Genomic DNA, 23,334 nt, shown 5'->3' on the forward strand with positions numbered 1-23,334 from the left:
AAAAAAGGATGAAGATATCGAGGAGCGGAATGAAGCGAAAGTTTCACGTTCCGTTCTGAATGAGAGGTAGGGGTAGAAATGCCCCTATCGACTCTAACATTGCATAAATATAATTAAGGAAAGAATATGAAAGCGAATCCAGGGGGCGAAATTGCTTCAGCCGAAGTCATGGGTAGAGACAAGCTAATTTCTGATTTGTGGGGGATTTTAGAGCAGCAAAGTGTTATGTTGAGTGCCGAACGAAGGATGGGGAAAACTTCGGTAATTAAGAAGATGCGATCGGATGCTACCCCAGATAAATTGCCGATTTATCGTGACTTAGAAGATGTTAAATCGCCCATAGAATTTGTCAACACAGTCTTTCAGGATGTCAAAGCATATTTAACACGTTTGAATCGCACCACCAAGAAGACTCACGAATTGCTAACCAAATTGGGAGGAGCAGAATTTAGTGGTTTCAAGTTACCCGATATTGCTGCGCCTCACTGGAAAGAGTTGCTGATTGAAACGATCGCAGATTTGGTAGAAAATCAAGACAGCACACTCATCTTCTTTTGGGATGAACTGCCATATATGCTGCGTAACATCGGCGACGAATCGGCGATGGAATTGCTGGATACTTTGCGATCGATTCGCCAGATGTATCCTCGTGTCAGAATGGTTTATACAGGTTCAATTGGTTTGCATCATGTGATTGCCGATCTGAGGAAAGTGGGCTATACAAATGACCCGACTAATGATATGTATCCGCAAGATGTGCCACCGCTATCGGCTAAAGATGCAACTACTTTAGCGCGCAAATTGCTGGAAGGCGAGAATATTGTCACACCCGATATCCAAGGAACTGCTGTTGCGATAGCTGATGAATTAAGTAACATTCCTTTCTACATCCACCACTTAATTGTAAAACTCAAATTGCGCGGTGGTTCAGCAGATATACAAGCGATTAAAGCAATCATTGCTGATTCTTTGGATGACCCAATGAATCCCTGGAAGATGGAACATTATGCAGAGCGCATCGATAGTTATTACGATGAGAAACAGCGTCCTTATGCCAGGAACTTACTAGATATTTTGGCGGTTGCAAACCAGCCTTTGTTATTTGATGAATTGTTTAATCGTCTCAAGGAAGAGTCGGACACTCAAGACAAGGAAATTGCGAGGAAAGTGTTAACTCTTTTGCAGAAAGATTATTATATCCAAAAGAAAATACTGGAAATCCTTGAGATGTTGAGGGCGGGCACGGGGGGGCACCGCCCCTACTCGTTATATCAAATCCGTTTGCATCGGAATGATATAAACGGAGAAGACGGAGGAGACGGCAGTGCCGTGTCCCTACAATTGATTGCGGTAGGGACACGGCACTGCCGTCTCCTCTATATTATTCCGGCGCAGCCGGAATTAATATTACTGGTTCCCAGGCAGAGCCGGGGAACCAGTTAAATAATACTAAATAACAACCGAATCAATCTATGAAAAATACATTTATCTCCCGATTTACTCCTAGCTTGATGGCACCAGAAACCCTGGAAGATATCCTAGTACAACGTCACACACTAGCAAATTATTTAGTAGATAAAATCCGGGATAGCGCCACAACAGATAGCAAGTATTTTCAACTACTAATCGGGCCGCGCGGTATTGGCAAAACCCACTTAGTTTCCCTGATTTATCATCGCGTCGCCAAGATGGAGGATTTGCAGGATAAATTGCTCATTGCGTGGCTGCGCGAAGAGGAATGGGGGATTGCATCTTTTTTGGATTTGTTGCGGGGAATATTCCGGGCAATTGCTCAAGAATATCCCGCAGCATATCAAGCTCAGTTACATGATGAAGTTGAAAAGCTTTATGATTTGTCGCTGGAACAAGCTGAATATCAGGCGGCAGAATTGCTGAGGGAGTTTGTTGGAAATCGGGTGCTATTGTTGATTGTTGAAAATTTAGAGGACGTGTTTAGCGGCTTGGGAGAATTTGGGCAGAAGCAGTTGAGGGCGTATATTCAAAATCATTCGTTTTTGACAATTTTGGCGACATCACAAAGTTTGTTTGATGGAGTCAAACTCTATGATAATCCTTTTTATGGTTTCTTCTATTCACATACATTAAATGAGTTTAAGGTTGATGATGCTGTAGATTTGTTGAATCACATTGCTAAGTTAGAAGGGAATACCGATTTATCATCTTTTATTCAAACTCCAACCGGGCGCGATCGCATAAAAGTTGTGCATTACCTTTCTGGTGGCAGTCCTCGCGTATATATTGTTTTTTCGGCTTTTCTGATGACTCCTGAATCACTAGATAAATTGGTGGAACCGTTCATGGAAATGCTGGATAGTCTCACGCCATACTATCAGGATCGGATGAAGTATATTTCAAATCAGCAACGAAAGATTGTTGACTTTTTATGCGATCGAGGTGGTGCTGCACCAGTGAAAGAAATTGCTAAATACTGTTTTATTACTCACCAAACAGTGTCTAGTCAACTTAAAGATTTGTCGGAAAAAGGTTATGTCAAAAAAGAAGAGATTGGACGGGAATCGTGGTATGAATTGCGGGAACCTTTGATGCGTTTTTGTCTGGAGGTGAAGAAGCAGCGCAATCAACCGATTCGATTAATTGTGGATTTTATTCGGGTTTGGTATACGCGGGAAGAGTTGCAGCAGCGATTGGGATTGAGGATGGCGGATGTTGATTTTGCGGAGAAAGAAGGTCATTTTATGTATCGGCGAAATTTGGAACCGATTCCACTTGATGCTGTGATGGATCGAGAATATCATATGCGAGCGCTGGAGGCAAAAGATGAGGAAGATCCGCGTCTGAAGGCTTATTATGATGAAATTGAATATTGTCGGGAACAGAAAGATGATGTTTCGGCTTTAGCCTATGCGGAGAAGTTGGTAGCAAGTCGCGGTGAGGCAAAGGATTGGTCGGAAAATGGACATTGTTTGAATAGGCTTAAACGCCACGATGAAGCTTTGGAGTGTTTAGAAAAAGCTATTGAAATTGATTCCAATTATACGAGGGCTTGGGCTAATAAAGGTGATGTACTCAAAAATCTTAAACGCTATGAAGAAGCCTTAGTATCTTTCGATAAGGCGATCGCACTTGATCCCAGTAATAAGTGGGCTTGGGCTTGGGCTATGCGAAGTAATGTACTCAACAACCTCAGACGCGATGAAGAAGCCTTAGTATCTTGCGATCGCGCGATCGAAATTGATGCCAATTATCAGTCGGCTTGGTATATGCGAGGTAATGAACTTAACAACCTCAAACGTTATGAAGAAGCTTTAGTATCTTTCGATCGCGCGATCGAACTTGATGCCAATTATCAGTGGAATTTGTCTTTGCGAGGTAGTGTACTCAACAACCTCAAACGTTATGAAGAAGCCTTAGTATCTTACGATCGCGCGATCGAACTTGATCCCAATCATCAGTGGGCTTGGGTTTATCGAGGCGATGTACTCTACAACCTCAAACGCTATGATGAAGCCTTAGCATCTTACGATCGGGCGATAGAAATTAATGCCAATGATCAGTGGGCTTCGATTAAGCGAGGTATTTTACTAAACAACCTTAAACGCCATGAAGAAGCCTTAAAATCCTTTGATAAAGCTATTGAAATTGACTCCAATTCTTTTTCTGAGTGGTATTGGCTTATTCGAGGCGATGTACTCAACCACCTCAAACGCTATGATGAAGCCTTAGCATCTTATGAAGAAGCTTTAATATCTTGTGATAAGGCGATCGAACTTGGTAAGGAAGGTTCATCAGTCTTTTTCAACCGCGCCATTGCCATTCTCGGATTGAATCGTTGGGATGAAGGCATCGTCGCCTTAGACAACGCATTTCAACGCATTGAATCAGAGGACGAAGCTATTCCCGAAGATGCCGAGTTAATTATCAGCAACCTATTCACCACAAACGATACAGCTATATCTCAAACTCGCATCACCAGCCTAATTGCAGTTTACGAAAAACACAAATATCTCTCAGTCTTAGGACAGGCAATTGTGCGAAACATCCCCGCGCTAATGTCGGAAATGGTCAGCGACAAAGCCGCCCGCACTTGGTTAGAATTGTGGCAAGAACCAACCAGTAACTACGAACAATTCCAAATTCCCATGCGCCTGCTGAATGCGGCTGTCCGCTATAAGGAAACCAAGGGCGACAGACGAGTTTTGCTAGAACTTCCCATTGAAGAACGCAATTTATTAGAACCATTGGTGTTGGGAAAGGTAGAATAAGAGTACATAGGATTTAGGGACTTCGACAAAGAAACCGGGTTTTTATCAAATCTTCGAGTACGAACCAAGTATTATCGTAAAAACCCGGTTTCTCGGCCCCATGCACTCCGACAAAGAAACCGGGTTTTTATCGAATTTGCGGGCTGTAACGAAGTATTATCGTAAAAAACCCGATTTCTCGGCCGCCATATCTTAGACTATGCAAAATCCCCGTCAAATAGCCTTTCTCGCACTCCGCGAAGTCCACCGTCGCGGTGCATTCGCAGACGCCGCCCTCGATCGCACTTTTCGCAATTCCCAACTCAACGACCTCGATCGCCGTTTAGTCACAGAATTAGTCTATGGTAGCGTCAGGAGAATGCGATCGATCGACTTCATCATCGACAAACTAGCCACCAAAAAAGCCTCCCAACAACCGCCAGATCTACGTACAATCCTACATTTAGGCCTATATCAACTCCAATATCTCAACCACATTCCCCCCTCCGCCGCCGTCAACACCACCGTTCAACTAGCAAAAGAAAACAAATTATCAGGACTCAGCAGTTTTGTCAACGGCTTGCTGCGGCAATATATCCGTTTAACCGAAACCGACTTAAACCCATTAACAGTTACTAACTATAAATCATCAGTCCAACGCCTCGGAATTCTCCACAGCTTCCCCGACTGGCTAGTAGAATTGTGGAACGAACAAATAGGCGAAACTGAAACAGAACAACTCTGCGAATGGTTCAATCAATCTCCCACAATTGACCTGAGAATCAATCCCTTAAAAAGCTCGATCGCCCAAATCGAGACCGCCTTCCAAGCCCAGAACATCTCAACCAGCAGAATCCCCCATTTACCCCAAGCATTAAGACTAAATGGCAGCACCGGCGCAATTCAAAATCTCCCCGGATATAGCGAAGGTTGGTGGACAATTCAAGATAGTAGCGCTCAATTAGTCACCCATTTACTCGATCCGCAACCGGGGGAAACCATCATCGATGCCTGCGCTGCACCGGGAGGGAAAACCACCCACAGCGCTGAATTAATGCAGGATACAGGTACTATTTACGCCTGCGACAAAACCGCTAGCCGACTCAAAAAACTTGCTGAAAATGCCGATCGACTCCAGATGAAATCTATTAAAATTCATACCGGAGACAGCCGCCACTTCCCAGAATTTATCAACCTAGCAGACAGAGTATTATTAGACGCACCTTGTTCCGGCCTCGGAACCCTCCACCGCCGCGCCGACGCCCGCTGGCGACACACTCCCGAAAATATTCAACAACAATCGCAACTGCAATCGGAATTACTAGCAAATGCAGCGACATTTGTCAAGTCCGGCGGCGTCTTAGTTTACGCAACTTGCACGATTCATCCTTTGGAAAATGAACAGGTTGTGCGATCGTTCTTAGATAGCAATCCTGACTGGCAAATCGAACCGCCAACCATTGATTTACCAGTCCAGCCATCACCAGAAGGATGGGTCAAAGTTTGGCCGCACAAGCATCAAATGGATGGCTTTTTTATGGTGCGGCTGAAACGAGATTAAATTGCGATCGGATTGAAGTCCGCAAATACATCTGCGTTAATCCGTGTTAATCTGCCATAATCTGCGGTTAAAAATTCCCAATTCCAATTCTTGCAATCAATCCAATGTACATTTAAATTGTTGGTTGGGTGGGGGCAGGTTTATTTCAATTGTTGGTACTCATTAAGGATTATTGGTGAACCTGCCCCTACACATCGCAATTGCTTGTAATTATTGCTTAATATCTCGGTTCTTGATAACGCTCTGGTTCTTGATAAGCTGGTTCTTGATAAGCCGGCTCTTTGTAAGCTGGTTCTTGGTAAGCTGGTTCTTGATAAGCTGGTTCGCGATGCTTCGGTTCGGGATTGGGATTGTAAGGGACGATCGCACCATCGTCATTCATAATCATCCCTCGAATAATCTCCTTCGGTTCGACGGGTTTCGCCTTAATACTGCCTTTGCGGCCCTCCAACTTAGGCAACTTGGGAAACTCCTGCACCGGCATTCCCTTCACAGCTTTACTCATAAAATCGCGCCAATTGTAAGCAGCAGTACCGCTAGTTCCCCCCGTCGGATAATTGTCATCATTCCCTAACCAAACCCCAGTTACTACCTGCGGAATGTAACCGATAAACCACAAATCCCGCACCTTTTCCGAAGTGCCAGTTTTACCAGCCACAGCCCGATCGCCCAAAGAAGCAGGCCCGCCCGTACCACCAGTCACCACACCCTCCAACATCCAAGTAGTAATTGCCGCACTATCCTTATCCAAAACCCGCTTCGGTTTAAAATCAGCCTTATAAATCACATCTCCCCGCTGATCGATCACCTTAGTAATTCCGTGGGCTTCAATAAAATTACCTTCCGACGCTAAAGTACCGTAAGCATTAGTTAATTCCAGCAAATTAACCTCAGACGAGCCCAAAGCTAGGGAATAAATCGGACTTAATTTAGACTTAATTCCCATATCGTGGGCTAATTTAATCGCCGGTTCAAACCCGACATCCATCAACACTCTGACAGCTACGACATTTACCGAACTCGTCAAAGCATCAGAGATCGATCGCCAACCGCTAAACTTTTTCCCGTAATTATTCGGTTGATAGCCGTCGATAATAATTGGCGCATCTTCATAGCTGTCGTAAGGCGAAAAACCCGCCCCCATAGCCGCCGCATAAACCAACCCCTTAAAAGTCGATCCGGGCTGCCGCAAAGCCTGCGTAGCCCGATTAAACTGACTGTCTTTAAAACTTCCGCCACCTACCAGGGCCTTAACTTCCCCAGTTTTAGCTTCTATTGAAACCAAAGCCGCCTGTTCAAAACCCTGACGGCGGCCATCAACATCGATCGCATCTTTAATAACTTGTTCCGCTATTTTCTGCCACTTCAAATCCACCGTCGTCTCGACAGTCAAGCCGCCCGATTCCAAAGCATCCTTAGAAACATAGCGCGGCAATTCCTTGCGAATGTAACTAGCAAAATAAGGCGCGACTACTTTAAATCGCTTCGGTTGACTTTGTTTCACTTTTATCGGTTCCGCCTGGGCTTCCTTCGCCTGAGCCTCTGTAATTACCTTCGCTTCCTGCATTTGTTGCAGCACAATATTGCGACGTTGCTTAGCAATATCCGGATTAACTAAAGGCGAATATTCGCTCGGGGCAGGCGGCAAACCCGCCAAAGTTGCCATCTCTGCCAAAGTTAATTTATCGACGGGTTTGCTAAAGAAAACCCAAGCCGCATCCGCCACTCCGTAAGCATCTGAACCCAAATAAACCAGATTTAAATATCTTTCTAAGACTTGTTCTTTAGTCAACTCCCGCTCTATTTTTTGAGCTAAAAGAGCTTCCCGAACCTTCCGCTTAAGGCTTCTTTCCTGATTGAGAAAAACCACGCGGGCCAATTGTTGGGTAATTGTACTGCCGCCCTGCACCAAATCTCTGGCTATCACATTAGAAGCGATCGATCGCACAATACCTTGATAATCCACCCCGCGATGTTCGTAAAAACGGCGGTCTTCTATCGCAATAAAAGCTTTAGTCAACAGTTCGGGAATTTCCTTAAGTTTCAGCTTATCTCTAGTTGCCGGCCCCGACTGCAACAAAATCGTATTGTCAGCCGCCTTAATTGTCAGCGTCCCGTCGCGGTTAAAAGCCGACAAATCGTTAACATCCGGCAAACCTTTGTCTAAGGTGTATAAAATCCACAAACCGTAGATTAAAGCGCCACTTCCTATACTGAGAACACCTAAACCTATCCAAAATTTAGGGCGCCTGGAGAGCCGTTTTTTAGTATTTTTCTGCGGTGCGCTATCTTCCGGCGGTACAATACTTTCCTGTAGTTCGGTATTTATTTGCAGTTCGGTATTTAGCGGTGCGCTATTTTCCTGTACTTCGGTATTTATTTGCAGTTTGGTGTTCGGCGGTGCAATACTTTCCTGTAGTTCGGTATTTATTTGCAGTTCGGTATTCGGCGGTGCGCTATTTTCCTGTAGTTCGGTATTTATTTGCAGTTCGGTATTTGGCGGTGCGCTATTTTCCGGCAACTCGCTACTATGAGATTGTTCTGGTAATTTATTTCCCAGCAAACTCAAGCCCGGCCCCAACAATCTCTTGCCTTTTTCTTGCAAGCTGCTAACTTGAGGTTCAATTTCCAACCAAACGATTAAGCGCCTCAATCCTTCCCAATCGCGCTTGACTATGGGAAATTCATCCTGTTCTGAGTAGGAATATTCTGATGCTAATTCTGACTCTTCTGGAGGTTCAGCATCTTCTGATATCACATACTCCGATCGCTCACCAGTTATCCGCCCCGACAATTCAGGCGGGGATTGCGATGAGTTTAGCCCGGTGCTATTGGCAGCATTTGGCGATTCTAGATCGGAATTATCGCCTACTCCCTTAGTGACTTTACTCAATTTATCCTTGATATTTGAGAAAAATTCTGACACGTTCAGACCTTCAAACCTCATCAATTTAAATTAAAAATTAAAAATTAAAAAGGCTAACCCCCTTCAATTTTTAATTTTTAATTTGACATTTTTTCTTCAAGAAAACTGTGCATAATCTTGAGTTGTTTATTTTTGGTTAAAAATATTTAACTCAAAATTGCCAACTCAAAATTTTTCTCAACCAGCATGGCCCAGTGCCAAACCCGCTACCAGCATACCCAGTACCAGGAAAGGCTGAGCACTTGCCTGATATTTAACATCATTTTCCAGGGGATTACGCAAAAAGTACATATCCTGAAAAGTGATTTGGGGAACGATCAACAGCAGGAGAATGACAGCGTAAAGGTTTTGGTGAATGCCGATCAGGTAGCCTGCAATGCCTGCTTGAAATATGTCGATCATCAACACGCAAATCCAGGCTGCGGTGCCGATGCCAAACATCACTGGCAAAGATTTTAACCCTAATTGGCGATCGCCCTCGACACTTTTGAAATCATTTACGATCGCAATTCCCAGTCCTGCCAAACTGTAAAACAGCGTCAAAACCATAATGGTGGGATCTAGTGTACCAAACAAAGCTTGACCTGCCCACCAAGGCAGAGCAATGTAGCTAGCACCTAGGGCATAATTTCCCAACCAGCCATTCTGCTTGAGTTTCAGCGGTGGTGCAGAGTAGATGTAAGCCAAAAATGCACCGCCGAGAGTCAAAACAGTCATGATGGGGAATTCATGACCCGCCCACAAGTCTAGAGCATAGGCTACCGCAATGCCTGCGGCTAATAATACCAAAATTTGGGTAACTACTTGGGGAATCGAGATGATACCGGAGGGAATCGGGCGGTAGGGTTCGTTAATGGCGTCGATGTCGCGATCGTAAAAATCGTTCAAAGTTTGAGTGTAGCCAGCCAGCAAAGGCCCTGACATCAACATACAAGCGGAGGCGATCGCAAAATTCTCTAAATTCCAAACATAGTTTCCCGAAGAAGCCGCCCCGCACACCACGCCCCACATCAGGGGAATCCAGGTAATCGGTTTCATCAGTTGCAAGCGAATCTTCCAGATGGAAGTTTCCCCGCTAGCAGCCCCTTTCATACCCAACATTTGCCGAGTTTTGGCACTGCGGCTGTCTGCTTGAGGACTGTCTGCTGCGGTTTCTGGGGGAGTTTGGGATGGAGGAGAGTCAGACATAAGTGTGATTTTAGGGGTAATCTGCTGTTGTGTCGTTTTGCATTTTAATAATTCTGTAGAATAGCACCAATATTCCAAGCATTGTCTAGTCCACAATTTTTTAGATCCCTGACTTGGGAGAAGTTGTCGGAAATCTGGGTATTATATTTTTTGATATGGGATTAATTACGATCTGGCGATCGGGTTTTCAGACGATGCTACTTTGAGATTATTTCATCGGGCAAAAAGTTGGAATCTAGAACCTCAGTAGAAGTATAAACGGACAATTGCGGAAACGTCTCTATCGACAACCCAGTTTCAGCACTTGCTTGTTCTACTGCATCCGCATAACATTCAGCTAACACCTCTTCCAGATATGGTCTTAGACTGGGGGAATCTTTCACAGCTTTGCGAATACGTCTACGGTGTTCAGCAATGCTAGCTTTCCAACTACCGCTTCTGCGATCGGGTTGAAATTGCCACTTCAGCAAGTGCAGGATAATTACCACAAGATTACTTTCCAAACTCCTGCGTTCACTTCGGCCCATGTCTTCTATTTCTTCAATCAAGTTTTCCCAATCGATATTTGAGTAGTCGCGAGCCCGCAACTTTTCCACAGTGGTTTCAATCCATCTGAGGTAATCGGTATCATACAATTTATGTCGGTCAACTTCTAATTTTGTTGTCATAAGCTGTTCCTAATTCAACAATTTGGACACTTTCATTGCTGACGCATGGGGAGCAAGAAACCCGGTTTCTACGATTTTTGGGTCGAGTCACGAGAAATCTAGTCAGAAACCGGGTTTCTGAGGTCTGCGTGCATCAAACAATGAGTGGGGTGGGCTTCTCGCCCGCCCTCAAAATAAAAATTAAATCCACAACAGCTTAACAACTACCAATTAACAAATCAACAAATATGGCGGTAGGAATCAAAAGGCAGTCCCGTCCGCCGCTTGACATCAACAACTGATTTGTACGCGCCTTTGCTTTGCCTTTCTCTAACTATTTTTTCAGCCACAACCCCATCTAAACCGCTTTCGATCAACTCTGACGGCGAAAGAATGTTTAACCGCTTCCAAGTAAACTGCGATTCTTTTTGATAATTGTAGCTAAAGCAAATCATCGGGGCGATGCGTCTGACGTGACTTTCGGGAACTCCGGCGATTTCCGATAACTCTTCGGCGTGGGTAAAAAGGTAGCCTTCGTTTTGCAAAGATTCAATATCGTTAGCGTAGACGATCGGCAAACCCAAGATTCTGACCATATCATCTTTGGTACACTCGTTAATATCTATTTTGCCGCGCACGTTGGCTAGTTCTTCGGCATTTGTCGCAGTTGCAGGAACCAGCAAGCCTCTGGGTGCGGTTTTGATCAGATAGCGCTTTTTCAAAGCAAAGGCTGTGACAATTTGAGCTATCCAAACGAGGGTGCCGAAATTAGCTGAAGAAGATAGCGCTAGTGCTGCTAAAGTAAAGCAAACACCCCATCCCATCCAACTGCGAATATTTGTTTTTTGCCCTGCATAGACGATCGCCAATCCGCCAAAATACGGAATAAAAGAATACCACACCCAATTTGGAGTTTGACGCAGCCAGTATAACTCTTGAGACACTTTAGTTCTATCCTCGCTCGACTTTAGATTTCAATACGGTTCACTTAAAAATGTTTCTTCCCCGGAGATCCCCCTAAATCCCCCTTAAGAAGGGGGACGAAAGAGAATATCTTGTCCCCCCCCTTTGTAAGGGGGGTTAGGGGGGATCTCCGGGCTTAACTGAAGCGTATTGGTTTATATTTGACTCTTGTGTAAATCCCAGCCTTTTGATAGTGGCTTCCCTTCTTCCTTCTTCCTTCTTCCTTCTTCCTTCTTAACTACAATTCCCGCAGCAGTTTTTGGCGTTTTTCTTCATATTCTTCGGCGGTAATTGCGCCCATATCGTAAAGTCCTTTCAATTCTGCGATCGCCCCTGTGACATCTTTTGCTCCTCTGAGGGCATACCCAGACGGCAACATTCCGCCATTGTACTGTGCATTAAAAGCTGGTTCCGACATCAGCAGCAGCCCGATGAAATCGAAAAATGCGATCAGTGAGGGAATTAATGTCCACGAAAAGAGCAAATAGAATACTCCTGCTACATTGTTGCCCAAATAAAATTTGTGACCTCCGAAACCTCCGATAAAGAAAGCTAACACAACTGCTACGGTTTTATCTTTTACCATTTTTCCCTTTCCCCAGTTTTTTATTTTAACGAACGCGATAGACAACGAATGCGATCGAGGCAAGCAATATTACTAATTCTAATTTTTACTCATTTATTTGGGTTTTTGCGAAACTTGGACATCGCAAAATACAGCAGAACTATACCGGCTTGAGCCTGTAGAATGACTGAGTAGCCTCTCAAGAAATAATTGAGTTCGCTACCGGAATTGACAGAAAATATTAAAATGCCTAGGGCTGCGTAGGGTGCGAAACGCATCCAACTTGGCGTTCTCTCTAACTTGTGGCTGTTGAAATTGCTCATTGGTTTGAAACCTCATCCTTACTTAAATTTAACATAAAAATTAGCAGAATGGTCACGCTCGGTTGGGTGCGATCGCCCGGGCTAACCTGACATCGATCGACCTACAAGATATTACTTCCATCTTAAAACAAGTTTTTCCGTTAAAGTCAGCGACCGGGCGATCGCCAAATTCCACCTCAGCAGACAATGCCGATAGATGTCACAAAAGCCCGGTTTATTCACAATTATTAACAACCGCCCGAATTAACCCGCGCTGCCGCCCAAAAGAAACAGACTCAAGAGAGTTCCGCTATTCCAAAGACTGTGGAGAAGCATGGGGGCGAGGAGATTGCGCGATCGCGTGTACACAAACCCCAACACCGCGCCCAAAGTCGCCAAAGGCAGAATCTCAGAGACACTCAAGTGAGCCACCGCAAACAAAAAAGCCGAAGCTGCGATCGCCCCGGAAACAGGCAAATAGCGAGTCAGAGAAGGCAGTAGAAAGCCCCGAAACACAATTTCCTCAAAAACCGGAGCGGCGATCGCAGCAGTGCCGAAAAATACCGCCAGAGCCACGTTATCCCTACCTTCAAGGACGATCGGCAAAATCGGATTGCTGCCGCCTTGTCCCTGCCATAATTGTTGATTGATCAGCGACACCACAACCACCAAAGGCAAAGCCACAAAATAGCCGCCAAACCCCCACAAAAACCAATTTCCCCGCCAATCTATCCGAAACCAACCATCAGGTAAAGGTAGAAAAGACTTGACCGAAAAATACAGTACCGAAAGCCCGCCAGCCGACAGCAACAAATAAGTAGCAAAGATATAAAAAGCCTTTTCGCGCCCGTCAAAAGTAGCAGGGTTCAGTTTAAGAACAGCTAGAGAAACTGGCAGCAAAAAATAGGGAATCAAGATTTGCCCGACAAAGAAAAAGCCGACCACCAGCACCTGCCAAACAATCTCGCCATCCCAAGGCACATCCCAAGTCAAGCTGGCATTGCGCGCCAACAGCGGCCCCGAACCTGCCTTATCTAACTGCTGGCGCTGCAACAGCCACTGCACGCTCAAACCAACCAGCAAAACCGTGCCGATACAAAGAGATATAGCCGGAACGCCAACAACAATTGCCAACTTTTCTATAGCTTGCTCAGCCGTTACTTGCTCTGCTGCTTGCAGCGCCACCAGCTCTTTAGAACGTTCTTGCAGCTTGTAAAGTTGTGCTAGAGCGCGATAGCGAAACCACCCATCCAAAGACTTTTGAATGCGCGGCTCAGCATCCGGCAAAAGTTGAGGCGGATTGCTCCAAATTCCCGTTAAAACCTGAGCAGTTACCACGGAAGGATCGGCATCAATTTCAGTTTTGTACCGCGTAACTAAACCCTGCCAAGTTTGGATCGCCTCCTTCGTTTTGCCGCTGCTTGCCTGCAAAACTCCCAATCGCAAGTCAAGTTCGTTTAGCAGCGCTGACTGTTGGCTTGTCAACTCTTGCACAGCCTTTTGTTGTGCCGATTTGAGAGCAGAATTTTCCGACTTTGAGACGAGAGTCGGCGGAATTTGTTTGAATTGTGCTTGAGTTGTTTCGAGAGTTTTTTGAGTCGAATCTCGCGCGTCTTTATACTGCGTTAAAGCCGTATTTAGAGGATCGGAACCGATAATATTGTTGCGCGCCGAACTTAAATTAGCACCCTGATTATTTTCTCCTTGCCACTCCGAGGCGTGCAGCAGCAAATTTGTCTGATAGAGTTCCAGCCGGCTTTGGATTTGGGGTTCACTCCAACTAGCAAGTAAAGATAAACCGACCAGAGCGATCGCGATCGCCGTTAAAATACCTAAAATTATCCGCTTCAGTGTCATTCCTGGTTTTCCGTCCCGCGCAAATCTGTGTCTAACTCTTTCCCATCTTTAATCATAGGTCGTTGCAGCCGAGAGTATCCCGCCACCTGGTAAAATTTCACTGGTTAATCTTTTTGACTCGCCTCGCACCCGAAGACTGGGTAAGGTACGCACCAGCACCCACGGACTCAGTAACAGGCTAAATCTAAAATCTAAAATCTAAAATCTAAAATCGAATGACCCGCATTATCTTAGTCCGTCACGGCAAAAGCACATACAATCAAGAACGTCGCATCCAAGGCCGCCTTGATAAATCAATTTTGACAGAAGCAGGCCGCGCCGGCGCAAAGCAAGTAGGCGACATCCTGAGCAGTATCACCTTTGATGCCGCCTATACAAGTCCCCTGCAACGAGCCAAAGAAACAGCCGAAATCATCCTGTCGCGCTTGACAAATCCGCCACAACTCCAGCCAACTGATAAATTGATGGAAATCGATTTGCCATTGTGGGAAGGAATGCTGCGTCAAGAGGCGATCGACCAATTCCCCGAAGCATATCAGCAATGGCAACAACATCCCGACAAATTTTCCATGAAAATCCCCTCCCCCGAAGGAGAAATCGAACACTTTCCGGTACTAGCCGTTTTTGCTAGCGCCCGCAAGTTTTGGAAAGAACTTTTATCACGCCACACTTCTGGCACAATTCTAGTAGTAGGTCACAACGGAATCAACCGCGCCCTAATCGCCACAGCTTCAGAAATCGCCCCAGATTACTATCAATCAATTCAACAATCAAATTGCGGAATTAGTGTCATCAATTTGGGATCTGCCGATGAACAAACAGAGTCCAACAATAAAATTGCTGTTCAATTAGAATCGCTGAATTTAACCGCCCATACCGGAGAAATCTTCCCCAAACCGAGGGACGGACACAGCGGCCCGCGCTTGTTGCTAGTGCGTCACGGCGAAACAGACTGGAATAGAGCAGGTAAATTTCAAGGACAAATAGACGTACCACTCAACGACAACGGCCGCGAACAAGCTCGACAAGCCGCAGAATTTCTTAAGGATGTAAAATTAGATTTTGCCATCAGCAGTTCCATGCTGCGCCCGAAAGAAACTGCCGAAATTATTCTCAAATATCACGGCGATTTGCAACTCGAACTCCGCGACGAATTGCGCGAAATTAGCCACGGACTTTGGGAAGGAAAATTTGAATCAGAAATAGAAGCATCCTATCCAGGTTTGCTCGAAGAATGGAAAATATCTCCCGAAAAAGTGCAAATGCCAGAAGGAGAAAATTTAGAGCAAGTTTGGACAAGGGCGATCGCAGCGTGGCGAGAAATTGTAAAATCAGTTAGCGGTACAGGAATTGTAGTTGCCCACGATGCCGTCAACAAAGCCCTTCTCTGCCACCTATTCAACTTAGAACCCGAACATTTCTGGAAATTCAAACAAGGAAACGGCGCGGTTAGCGTGATTGATTATCCCCACGGCCCCGATGGTTTGCCCGTATTGCAGGCGATGAATATCACAACTCATTTAAGTGGCGGTGTTTTCGATCAAACAGCAGCCGGAGCACTGTAATTTTTGAGGTGTTAACTTAAGTCTAAAATCCTTGATAAATCTCGCTGTTAGCGTAGTCTCGATCCCCCCTAACCCCCCTTCTTAAGGGGGGGGACAAGAGCCTTATCAAAGTCCTCAGACTATCCGGGGGCTGCAAGAGTGCTTCCGGTTCCCCCCTTCTTAAGGGGGAGTAGGCAGGGTGGTTTTATAGTCATCATAGAAATAGGTACGTAGTTGGGCTTCAGCCCTCTTTAGACGTATTTATAAAGAGGGCCCAAGCCCAACTACGTACCTTGATTAATATGACAGTTGCGTCTAATACGCCACCCGACGTTTGAGCGATGCTTTCAGTAGTTTCAGATTTATTTTTCGGACAATAAAACCGCCCTGCTTCTTAAGAGGGAGTAGGGGGCAAGAATGCGGGGGGATCGAAGGCCTAATTATCAAACAGTAGATTGATAGCACGTTTAAAGCTTAAGTTAACACGAATACCAATACCCTCCCCCACGCTTCGCCGGACAAAAGTCTGAATTTTAATAGCAACCACGAAACATCAATTGCAGAAACCCTTGCCTTTCTTCCCTCTTGCTTCGCGTCCTTAGCGTCTTCGCGGTTCGTTCTTCCCTCTTCCTTCTTCCCTCTTCCCTCTTCCCTCTTCCCTCTTCCTTCTTCCTTCTTCCTTCTTCCCTCTTCCTTCTATATGAATCGCGAACTGCTACAAAACATAAGAGTAATCGATCCAATTTCAAAGATCGATCGCACCGCTGACATTCTAATTACCGAAAATCAGATCGCAGCAATCCAAGAAAACATCACCGAAATTCCCGCCGACACAGAAGTCCGGGATTGCCGAGGCCTAATTTTAGGGCCAGGATTAGCCGATATCTACAGTCATAGCGGAGAACCGGGTTTTGAGGAACGAGAAACCCTAGAATCCTTAATGCAGGCGGCGGCGGCTGGCGGTTTTACCCGCCTAGCAATTTTGCCCGATACATCCCCACCTGTGGACAACTTGGCCGGTTTAGCCTTGTTGCAACAACACATCCGCAATTTATCGCCCTCCCTACCCCGCTTGTATTTTTGGGGCGCGCTGACAGCGGGCGTTAAAGGGCAGCAGATGGCCGAGTTGGGGGAGCTGGCCTCCTCTCCAATAGTAGGGTTTGCGGACGGTTTCCCGCTGTCTAATCCGGCTCTGGTGAGGCGTTTGCTTGAGTATATCCAGCCCTTGCATAAGTCGATCGCCTTGTGGCCGTGCGATCGCACTTTAGCCGGAAATGGCGCCGCGCGGGAAGGTGCAGTCTCCGTGCGCTTGGGTTTACCAGGAATTCCCGCAAGTGCAGAAACATCGGCTTTGGCGGCAATCCTGGAGTTAGTGGCATCTGGGGGAACAAGAGTGCACATCATGCGCGTTTCAACCGCCCGAAGCGTGGAATTGATTCGAGATGCCAAAGCGCGGGATTTACCGGTGACTGCGAGTGTAACTTGGATGCACTTGCTGTTAAATGTCGGCGCAATCTCAGGAAACTCTCAAGATTCCGCTGGCAAAAATGCTCTAACTGCTTCGGTTCCCTACGATCCGAATTTACACCTCGAACCGCCGTTAGGCAATCTGAGCGACCAATTAGCCTTAATTCAAGCTGTGAAAGATGGGGTGATTGATGCGATCGCGATCGACCACAATCCGCGTACTTACGAAGAAAAAACCGTGGCTTTTGCGGATAGTCCCCCAGGGGCGATCGGCTTGGAATTAGCGCTACCTCTGTTATGGCACGGACTCGTAGAAACTGGTGAATTTTCCGCTTTAGAACTGTGGCGAGTGTTGAGTACAGGCCCCGCCGTTTGTCTCGGTCAAACCCCCGCGAAGGTGGCGCTGGGAGCCTCTGCTGAGCTGATTTTGTTCGACCCGCTCATGACTTGGACGGTTGAAGGGCGCAGTCTGAAATCGCGATCGGCAAACACACCTTGGTTGGGACAGCAAATAGCCGGAAAAGTTCTACAAACTTGGGTTTAAGGGCAATACGCTTGGCTTAGGATTTGTCCTTCGAGAGGAACGAAGCAATCGAGCGTATCTGTTTTTCACTCTCATTTTGCCGATCGGACTTTATAATCCCAAGCGTATTGGGATTTAAAGACTAAACTCCGAACGATCAAACCGCATTTGATAGGACTAATAAACAATCAAAAAAAATCCGACTTACCCTCAGTTAATAGTGACTGCATTTCCTGAGAACGTTTCAGGTAATTCTGTGCTACGCGATCGAGCGGATTTTTGCGAACGCACTCAGCAAACAGTTGTGCCGCTTCCTTATGTTTGCTCGCACTATAGTTCCACAAAGCCTCTATAAATATATTAAAAGTTGCTAACTTGCCATCTTTAACTTCCGGCGGATCGGCATCAAATACTTCATGAATCGTCACCAACTCAGATTTGCCTTTAACTCTAACTCGACCAATATTTCTGATTGCATATTTTTGGTATTCACTTACATTTAACTGTAAAAAAGTATTGTTAGTAATTAACATCGATACCCCGTAACTTTTCGTCATCGTTTCCACGCGGGAAGCTAAATTCACCGCATCGCTAATCACCGTACTATCCATCCTCGTTGTTCCCCCAACAGTTCCCAGCATCAGGTTGCCCGTATTGATACCGATCCCAATTTTAATCGGTGCAAAGCCCTCATTAACGCGGTGTTGATTGTAATCGTCGAGACGGTGTAGCATAGAAATTCCAGCATTCACAGCATCGCTGGCACTGTGACCGAACAAAGCCATAATTGCATCGCCAATGTATTTATCAATAAAACCGTTATTTTCAATAATCGTTGGCTCCATGCGGCTCAAATAAGAATTAATAAACTTGAAATTTTCCTGAGGAGTCATTCCCTCAGAAAGAGTCGTAAAATCCCGAATATCAGAAAACAAGACAGACATTTCCTTTTCCACGCTGTCGCCGAGTTTGATATCAACCAAGCTTTCACGGCTTAGTAGCGAGACAAATTCATTCGGCACAAACCGTCTGGCAGCCTTAGTTAATTGTGATTGCAGTTCCAAGGCTATTTCTAACCTCTCATTCACTTTTCGCAGTTCGGCATTTTGTGCTGCTAGTTTTTTATCCTGACTGTAGCTGTGAACGGCTTCTGTCACGGTCAATTTCAAGTCTTCAGTTTGCCAAGGCTTGCCGATATAGCGGTAGAGTTTCGCGTGCTTAATCGCACTTCCCACAGCTTCAATTGTCGCCTGCCCTGTTAGCATCACCTTGAGAGTTTTGGGAGAAATTTCATGAACCCGCCTCAATAATTCATCTCCTTTCATATCAGGCATCACGTAGTCGGAGATAATTAAAGGAATCTCTTCTCCGTCTTCCATAAGTTCGGCAACTAACTCTAGAGCATCCTCACCTCCTTCCGCAATTTCAATCCGGTAAGTATTGCCTAAAGCATCTTTTAATTCAGCTTTGAGGCTTTTCAGAACCGTAGTTTCGTCATCGACGCAAATAATCACTTGTTTGCTCATAGCGATAAAGCCGTTTTAATGGTTTCAATTAACTCTTCTTCCGACCAAGGTTTGTGCAAGCAACGGTGCAAATCAGCTTCGTCAAATGCTCTTTGAACAGCATCTTCATCTGCTTGACCTGTCAGCATCACTTTAACTATATTCGGAAATTTTTGATGAACGCGAATTAGGAATTCATCTCCTTTCATTCCCGGCATCAACCAATCAGAAACAATCAAGATGATCGCTGTATCATCATCATTAAATTCATCTATCAATTCTAAAGCATCGGCGGGATTTTCCGCTAATTCATAAACGTAGGTATTGCCAAAGGCTGATTTGAGTTGAGTTTTGAGACTTTTCAAAACTACTTTTTCGTCGTCAACGCACAGGATAACAGGTTTAGACATACTTTTTTATTCTCAGCCGTTCTTTGTTTGCCATTGAGTGTATCCTCTAGTTTGTTGGGCAGGCACTGTCCCCAAAAAAACGCATAACGCAAGTTGCAGAAGCGATAAGAGCAATGCCTACCCTCAAAGAGGTTATCCGGGATTGACGGGTATAGAAACGGTAAAAGTCGTTTTGCCAGGAACCGATGCAACTTCGATTGTACCGCAATGTTTTTCAATGATTTTTCTGACAATATCAAGCCCTAAACCTGTGCCTTCTCCCGGTGGCTTAGTTGTGAAGAAAGGCTGGAATATTTTCGAGATAACTTCTTCAGGAATTCCCTTACCGCTATCCGTGACAGCCACTTTGACACGATTGCTTTCTTGAAAAACATCCAGAGTTAATGTACCTTTATTATCCATCGCTTGCAGGGCATTGTGGATGAGATTTGTCCACACCTGATTTAGTTGATCGGGGTAGCAGAGTACAGGTTCAATTTCTTGGAAGTTTCGCAATACTTCTACCCCGTGTTTCAAGTTGTTTTGATAAAGGGTAAGTACGGTTTCTATGCCGTCAACTAAATCCGATTGAATCATCACTTCTGAAGAGTCGTGTCGGGCATAATTTTTCAGAGCAAAGACGACTTTTGATGCTCGATCCGTTGCGGTATTAATTGTTTGGGTGCCTCGCTGGATTTCTGTGAGTTTGTAAGCCATGTCTAAGATTAGCTCGCGATCGGGTTTTTGCAACAGAGACATAAAGTCATCCGCTTCATAAATCCCCATATCTACTAAGGTGTCCGCGATATCATCGGCTTCGTCAATATTTTCATCTTCTAGTTGACCGACCAAAGTTCGCTTTAATTTCCTTTCTTCTTTGGCTGTCAAAGTTATATCTTTTTGCAGCGATTGATTTAATAACATGAAGAAGTTATCGGCTTCTTCGGGAGAAAACGATTGAAAAAGTTCGGGCAAGTTGGAGAGGGTTTGTCCCAAGAATTTGCTCATATTTCCGGCACTCGAACGGATCGCACCCAGCGGAGTATTTAGTTCGTGGGCAACTCCCGCTACTAATTGTCCTAAAGCAGCCATTTTTTCTGAATGAACTAACTCTTGTTGGGTGGTTTGTAGGTCTTCTAATGCTGTTCTAAGTTCTTGGGTTCTTTCGGTAACTTGAACTTCGAGAGTGCGGTTGTATTCGGCTACTAATTTTTCGGATTCTTTGCGTTGGGTAATGTCGGTAAAAGCTGCGATTGCATAATTCACCTTTCCTTTGTCATCATAAATTGGCGTTCCCCAAACTTCGAGCGGAATAGTCCTGTTTGGCTGGTGAATTTCTATATCGTCAGCATTGACACTTGCCCCTCGAAAAGCACACACTATCGGGTCTTTTTCTTGAGGGTATATTTCCCCGCTATCGGCGAGATAAATTTGATATACCTCTCCAATTTCAGCAGATTTAATATCGTCAACCATGTCTTTACCAAGCAAGGATTGAGCCCGAGAATTAACGTAGTAGGGTTTACCGCTGGGTTCTGCTACAAATATCCCCACCGGCACGGCTTCTAAAATTTGGTTGAGTCGGCTTTTACTCTCGGATAATTCAGCATTCAAACTTTGCATTTCCTCAAAAGAAAATTGCAGTTGTTGTGCCATAGTTTGAAATGAGTTAGCAAGTTCGCCAACTTCATCATTCCGGTTTATTTCTACAGTTTTTCCCCACTGACCTTTGGTAATATTTTTTGCTGCTTCATTTAAGTGTAAAATTGGTTTTGTCACCCATCTAGCTGTTAGTATACCGACAATTATAGCTGCCGCCAAAGCTGCAATACACAGCAAAACAGTAGTTTTGTTGTTGGTATTAATTTGTTCCAAGAAATCAGATTCGGGAATAATTACTACAATCAGCCAGTTCAAACCTTTGTCATCTTTTATGGGCGTAACTTGCATGAATTGTAGCTGGTCTTTAATCTTTAACCTAAGCTGTTGGTTTTGCTGAATGTTGTTGAGGTTACCAAAATGCTCTTGCAGGTATTTAGTAGTGAGGCTGATGGTGGCGTTTTGGCTGGCAGTTGCCTGAATTCTTTCTGTCTCTTCACCTTTGATTAAATATACTGGATCTTGCGTTGATGTTGTAATTAATTCACCCGATCGCTCAATAATAAACGTTTGACCAGATTTGCCAATTTTTAACTTTTGGAGGAACTCGTTAACTCGCGAAAATAGTAAGTCAGTGCCTAAAATTGCCTGCAACTGCCCCGATTCGTCGTATAACGGTTGCGCCGCTGTAATTCCCAATCCTTTGCTGGTAAAGTCGGCGTAAATTTTGCTCCAAGTTGCCGTTTGTGCTTCGGTTGCTGCTGTGTACCAGGGACGAACTCGCGGGTCAAATTTAGGTTTTACTTTAACTAAGTTCGTTGGTTCGCCGCGGTTGTTAGCAGCATAATAATTCATGTTGCCGTCTGTAAGCTCGGTGCGTTCTTGCAATAAAAAGTTTCCCTCATTAGTGCGCCTCGCGGCAATAAAATCTCCGCCTGGAGTGGCAATATACGTAACGCTTACTGTGTCAAAAGTTTGCAGTTGCTTCCAGAAGTGGCGCTGTATTTGCGGAATGTTTTGCAAGTTGAGATCCCCCAGCTCAAAAGCATTGGCTTTGAATTGATTTAGTTGGTGGGGAAATGCCATGTATGCTTGGATTCTTTCGGAGATGCGATCGCTAATTTCTTCCTGCAATTTGGTAGCAACTTCGTTAACAGCTTGCTGTCCATTGCGAAATGACAAATACCCCACAACTCCGACTGCTGCGAATATTTGCACCACGAATGGAACTACCAGAACTGTTCGCAAAGGGAGGGAGCGAACTGCTTTTACCACTAATCTGCCAGCAGATTTGGTTGGTTGTAAAAATTTGATGTTTGAAGGAGTAGTCATGCTTGGAAAAACTTGTTGCTTAGAAAACACTTTCTGGATTTAATTAGTTGCACCCAACAAGTTATGATTTGTTATCCCAGCACCCTGATTGTGAATTTGGCCTTGCTGTAGTGCACGCAAGCGATTTTTGCTGTATTATAGCAAGCAAATCGTCCGGCAACAGCGATCGCCCCATCTAATACTTCTTGATTGACTTTAGTTACAGGTACTACTGTAGGTGGCCGACATCCACCTTAAAAATTTGGATGCCTACTCGCAAGCATCGCCAGACAGTATTTCCTGTTTCCTCAGTGCTGTCAAAAAAATGATGCTGTAAATACGCAGGCAGTTATCCTGGCGATCGCGCATACAGAAAAAAGCAGACATCCTTTAGATTTGCTATCACGATCGCAGTTTATTTGACAAAACGAATCAAAGGAAAACAACTGTAATTAATTTTACAACCAAATAGAGTGAATATCCGGATTATTTGGGAATTTGTTGCAGTTCCAGTCCTCGACGCAGAACTTCTAGATGTAGGGTGTGGCGTGCATCACCTTACTTGCGGCTATGAGTAGCGTGTAAAATCACTTTTTAGGCTGAGTCCTAAGTTATTAAATTGTAAATACGAGCTGATCGGCAGCTTTGCCCCCGATGGCTCGCAGGAAAAATAAATATATCCTTGCCCCCCCCTAAAGCTACAATTTTTGCTATAAAAACCAGAAAAACGTAATTATGTAAAAGGGAACTTGGGAGCGGATATC

Annotated in this window: 15 protein-coding genes; 5 read left to right on the plus strand and 10 right to left on the minus strand. The window is 44.9% G+C overall.

What is annotated here, in order from left to right; genetic code table 11:
- Nucleotides 1-126: 126 nt before the first annotated feature.
- From JGK20_RS16985 to JGK20_RS16995, 3 genes are all read left to right on the plus strand, one after another.
- A complete protein-coding gene (locus JGK20_RS16985) occupies nucleotides 127-1,443 on the plus strand; it encodes a hypothetical protein (RefSeq protein WP_293231478.1) in 1,317 nt (438 codons plus the stop codon).
- Nucleotides 1,444-1,472: 29 nt separating this feature from the next.
- Entirely contained in the window at nucleotides 1,473-4,244 is a 2,772-nt protein-coding gene (locus JGK20_RS16990) for a tetratricopeptide repeat protein (RefSeq protein ID WP_293231480.1), read from the plus strand.
- Between the two features lie 199 nt (nucleotides 4,245-4,443).
- The gene (locus tag JGK20_RS16995; RefSeq protein ID WP_293190997.1) at nucleotides 4,444-5,784 is read left to right on the plus strand and encodes a 16S rRNA (cytosine(967)-C(5))-methyltransferase; all 1,341 of its coding nucleotides are present in this window, start codon (nucleotides 4,444-4,446) and stop codon (nucleotides 5,782-5,784) included.
- A 217-nt stretch (nucleotides 5,785-6,001) separates the two neighbouring features.
- Here the strand turns inward: JGK20_RS16995 and JGK20_RS17000 are convergent, their stop codons facing one another.
- From JGK20_RS17000 to JGK20_RS17030, 7 genes are all read right to left on the minus strand, one after another.
- Nucleotides 6,002-8,731 carry a penicillin-binding protein 1A gene (locus tag JGK20_RS17000; RefSeq protein ID WP_293190999.1) on the minus strand — a complete coding sequence of 910 codons (2,730 nt, stop codon included), beginning with the start codon at nucleotides 8,729-8,731 and terminating at the stop codon, nucleotides 6,002-6,004.
- A 156-nt stretch (nucleotides 8,732-8,887) separates the two neighbouring features.
- Entirely contained in the window at nucleotides 8,888-9,898 is a 1,011-nt protein-coding gene (gene chlG / locus JGK20_RS17005; protein ID WP_293146994.1) for a chlorophyll synthase ChlG, read from the minus strand.
- Nucleotides 9,899-10,095: 197 nt separating this feature from the next.
- Complete coding sequence (locus JGK20_RS17010) at nucleotides 10,096-10,566, minus strand: DUF29 domain-containing protein (RefSeq protein ID WP_293211313.1); 471 nt, start codon at nucleotides 10,564-10,566, stop codon at nucleotides 10,096-10,098.
- Nucleotides 10,567-10,784: 218 nt separating this feature from the next.
- Nucleotides 10,785-11,489 carry a helix-hairpin-helix domain-containing protein gene (locus JGK20_RS17015; RefSeq protein WP_293231484.1) on the minus strand — a complete coding sequence of 235 codons (705 nt, stop codon included), beginning with the start codon at nucleotides 11,487-11,489 and terminating at the stop codon, nucleotides 10,785-10,787.
- A 257-nt stretch (nucleotides 11,490-11,746) separates the two neighbouring features.
- Nucleotides 11,747-12,094, minus strand: coding sequence for an NINE protein (locus tag JGK20_RS17020; RefSeq protein ID WP_293178075.1), 348 nt, complete (start codon nucleotides 12,092-12,094; stop codon nucleotides 11,747-11,749).
- 89 nt (nucleotides 12,095-12,183) lie between these two features.
- On the minus strand, nucleotides 12,184-12,396 hold the full coding sequence (locus JGK20_RS17025; RefSeq protein ID WP_293178072.1) for a hypothetical protein: 213 nt from the start codon (nucleotides 12,394-12,396) through the stop codon (nucleotides 12,184-12,186).
- A gap of 243 nt (nucleotides 12,397-12,639) precedes the next feature.
- Complete coding sequence (locus tag JGK20_RS17030) at nucleotides 12,640-14,232, minus strand: type II CAAX endopeptidase family protein (RefSeq protein ID WP_293178069.1); 1,593 nt, start codon at nucleotides 14,230-14,232, stop codon at nucleotides 12,640-12,642.
- 215 nt (nucleotides 14,233-14,447) lie between these two features.
- Here JGK20_RS17030 and JGK20_RS17035 point away from each other — a divergent pair, with 215 nt between their 5' ends.
- Both JGK20_RS17035 and JGK20_RS17040 read left to right on the plus strand, forming a co-directional pair.
- Entirely contained in the window at nucleotides 14,448-15,797 is a 1,350-nt protein-coding gene (locus JGK20_RS17035; protein WP_293178066.1) for a histidine phosphatase family protein, read from the plus strand.
- 679 nt (nucleotides 15,798-16,476) lie between these two features.
- Nucleotides 16,477-17,787 (plus strand): dihydroorotase, encoded by a 1,311-nt coding sequence (locus JGK20_RS17040; RefSeq protein WP_293196683.1) that lies wholly within the window; start codon nucleotides 16,477-16,479, stop codon nucleotides 17,785-17,787.
- A 167-nt stretch (nucleotides 17,788-17,954) separates the two neighbouring features.
- On the opposite strand, the gene JGK20_RS17045 is transcribed toward JGK20_RS17040, so the two are convergent.
- The 3 genes from JGK20_RS17045 to JGK20_RS17055 form a co-directional block, all read right to left on the minus strand.
- A complete protein-coding gene (locus JGK20_RS17045) occupies nucleotides 17,955-19,292 on the minus strand; it encodes an adenylate/guanylate cyclase domain-containing protein (protein ID WP_293178061.1) in 1,338 nt (445 codons plus the stop codon).
- Nucleotides 19,289-19,681, minus strand: a complete 393-nt coding sequence (locus JGK20_RS17050; RefSeq protein ID WP_293178059.1) for a response regulator — start codon at nucleotides 19,679-19,681, stop codon at nucleotides 19,289-19,291. Before JGK20_RS17050 ends, JGK20_RS17045 begins: the two co-directional genes overlap by 4 nt.
- A 132-nt stretch (nucleotides 19,682-19,813) precedes the next feature.
- The gene (locus JGK20_RS17055; RefSeq protein ID WP_293178056.1) at nucleotides 19,814-22,591 is read right to left on the minus strand and encodes an ATP-binding protein; all 2,778 of its coding nucleotides are present in this window, start codon (nucleotides 22,589-22,591) and stop codon (nucleotides 19,814-19,816) included.
- Nucleotides 22,592-23,334 lie beyond the last annotated feature (743 nt).

The organism is Microcoleus sp. PH2017_05_CCC_O_A (assembly GCF_020738785.1).
GTDB lineage: Bacteria > Cyanobacteriota > Cyanobacteriia > Cyanobacteriales > Microcoleaceae > Microcoleus.

Bases quoted from the DNA above. Each gene is read 5' to 3' on its own strand.
- JGK20_RS16985 (WP_293231478.1), top strand. From the start codon at position 127: ATGAAAGCGAATCCAGGGGGCGAAATTGCTTCAGCCGAAGTCATGGGT.
- JGK20_RS16990 (WP_293231480.1), top strand. From the start codon at position 1,473: ATGAAAAATACATTTATCTCCCGATTTACTCCTAGCTTGATGGCACCA.
- JGK20_RS16995 (WP_293190997.1), top strand. From the start codon at position 4,444: ATGCAAAATCCCCGTCAAATAGCCTTTCTCGCACTCCGCGAAGTCCAC.
- JGK20_RS17000 (WP_293190999.1), bottom strand. From the start codon at position 8,731: ATGAGGTTTGAAGGTCTGAACGTGTCAGAATTTTTCTCAAATATCAAG.
- chlG (WP_293146994.1), bottom strand. From the start codon at position 9,898: ATGTCTGACTCTCCTCCATCCCAAACTCCCCCAGAAACCGCAGCAGAC.
- JGK20_RS17010 (WP_293211313.1), bottom strand. From the start codon at position 10,566: ATGACAACAAAATTAGAAGTTGACCGACATAAATTGTATGATACCGAT.
- JGK20_RS17020 (WP_293178075.1), bottom strand. From the start codon at position 12,094: ATGGTAAAAGATAAAACCGTAGCAGTTGTGTTAGCTTTCTTTATCGGA.
- JGK20_RS17025 (WP_293178072.1), bottom strand. From the start codon at position 12,396: ATGAGCAATTTCAACAGCCACAAGTTAGAGAGAACGCCAAGTTGGATG.
- JGK20_RS17030 (WP_293178069.1), bottom strand. From the start codon at position 14,232: ATGACACTGAAGCGGATAATTTTAGGTATTTTAACGGCGATCGCGATC.
- JGK20_RS17035 (WP_293178066.1), top strand. From the start codon at position 14,448: ATGACCCGCATTATCTTAGTCCGTCACGGCAAAAGCACATACAATCAA.
- JGK20_RS17040 (WP_293196683.1), top strand. From the start codon at position 16,477: ATGAATCGCGAACTGCTACAAAACATAAGAGTAATCGATCCAATTTCA.
- JGK20_RS17045 (WP_293178061.1), bottom strand. From the start codon at position 19,292: ATGAGCAAACAAGTGATTATTTGCGTCGATGACGAAACTACGGTTCTG.
- JGK20_RS17050 (WP_293178059.1), bottom strand. From the start codon at position 19,681: ATGTCTAAACCTGTTATCCTGTGCGTTGACGACGAAAAAGTAGTTTTG.
- JGK20_RS17055 (WP_293178056.1), bottom strand. From the start codon at position 22,591: ATGACTACTCCTTCAAACATCAAATTTTTACAACCAACCAAATCTGCT.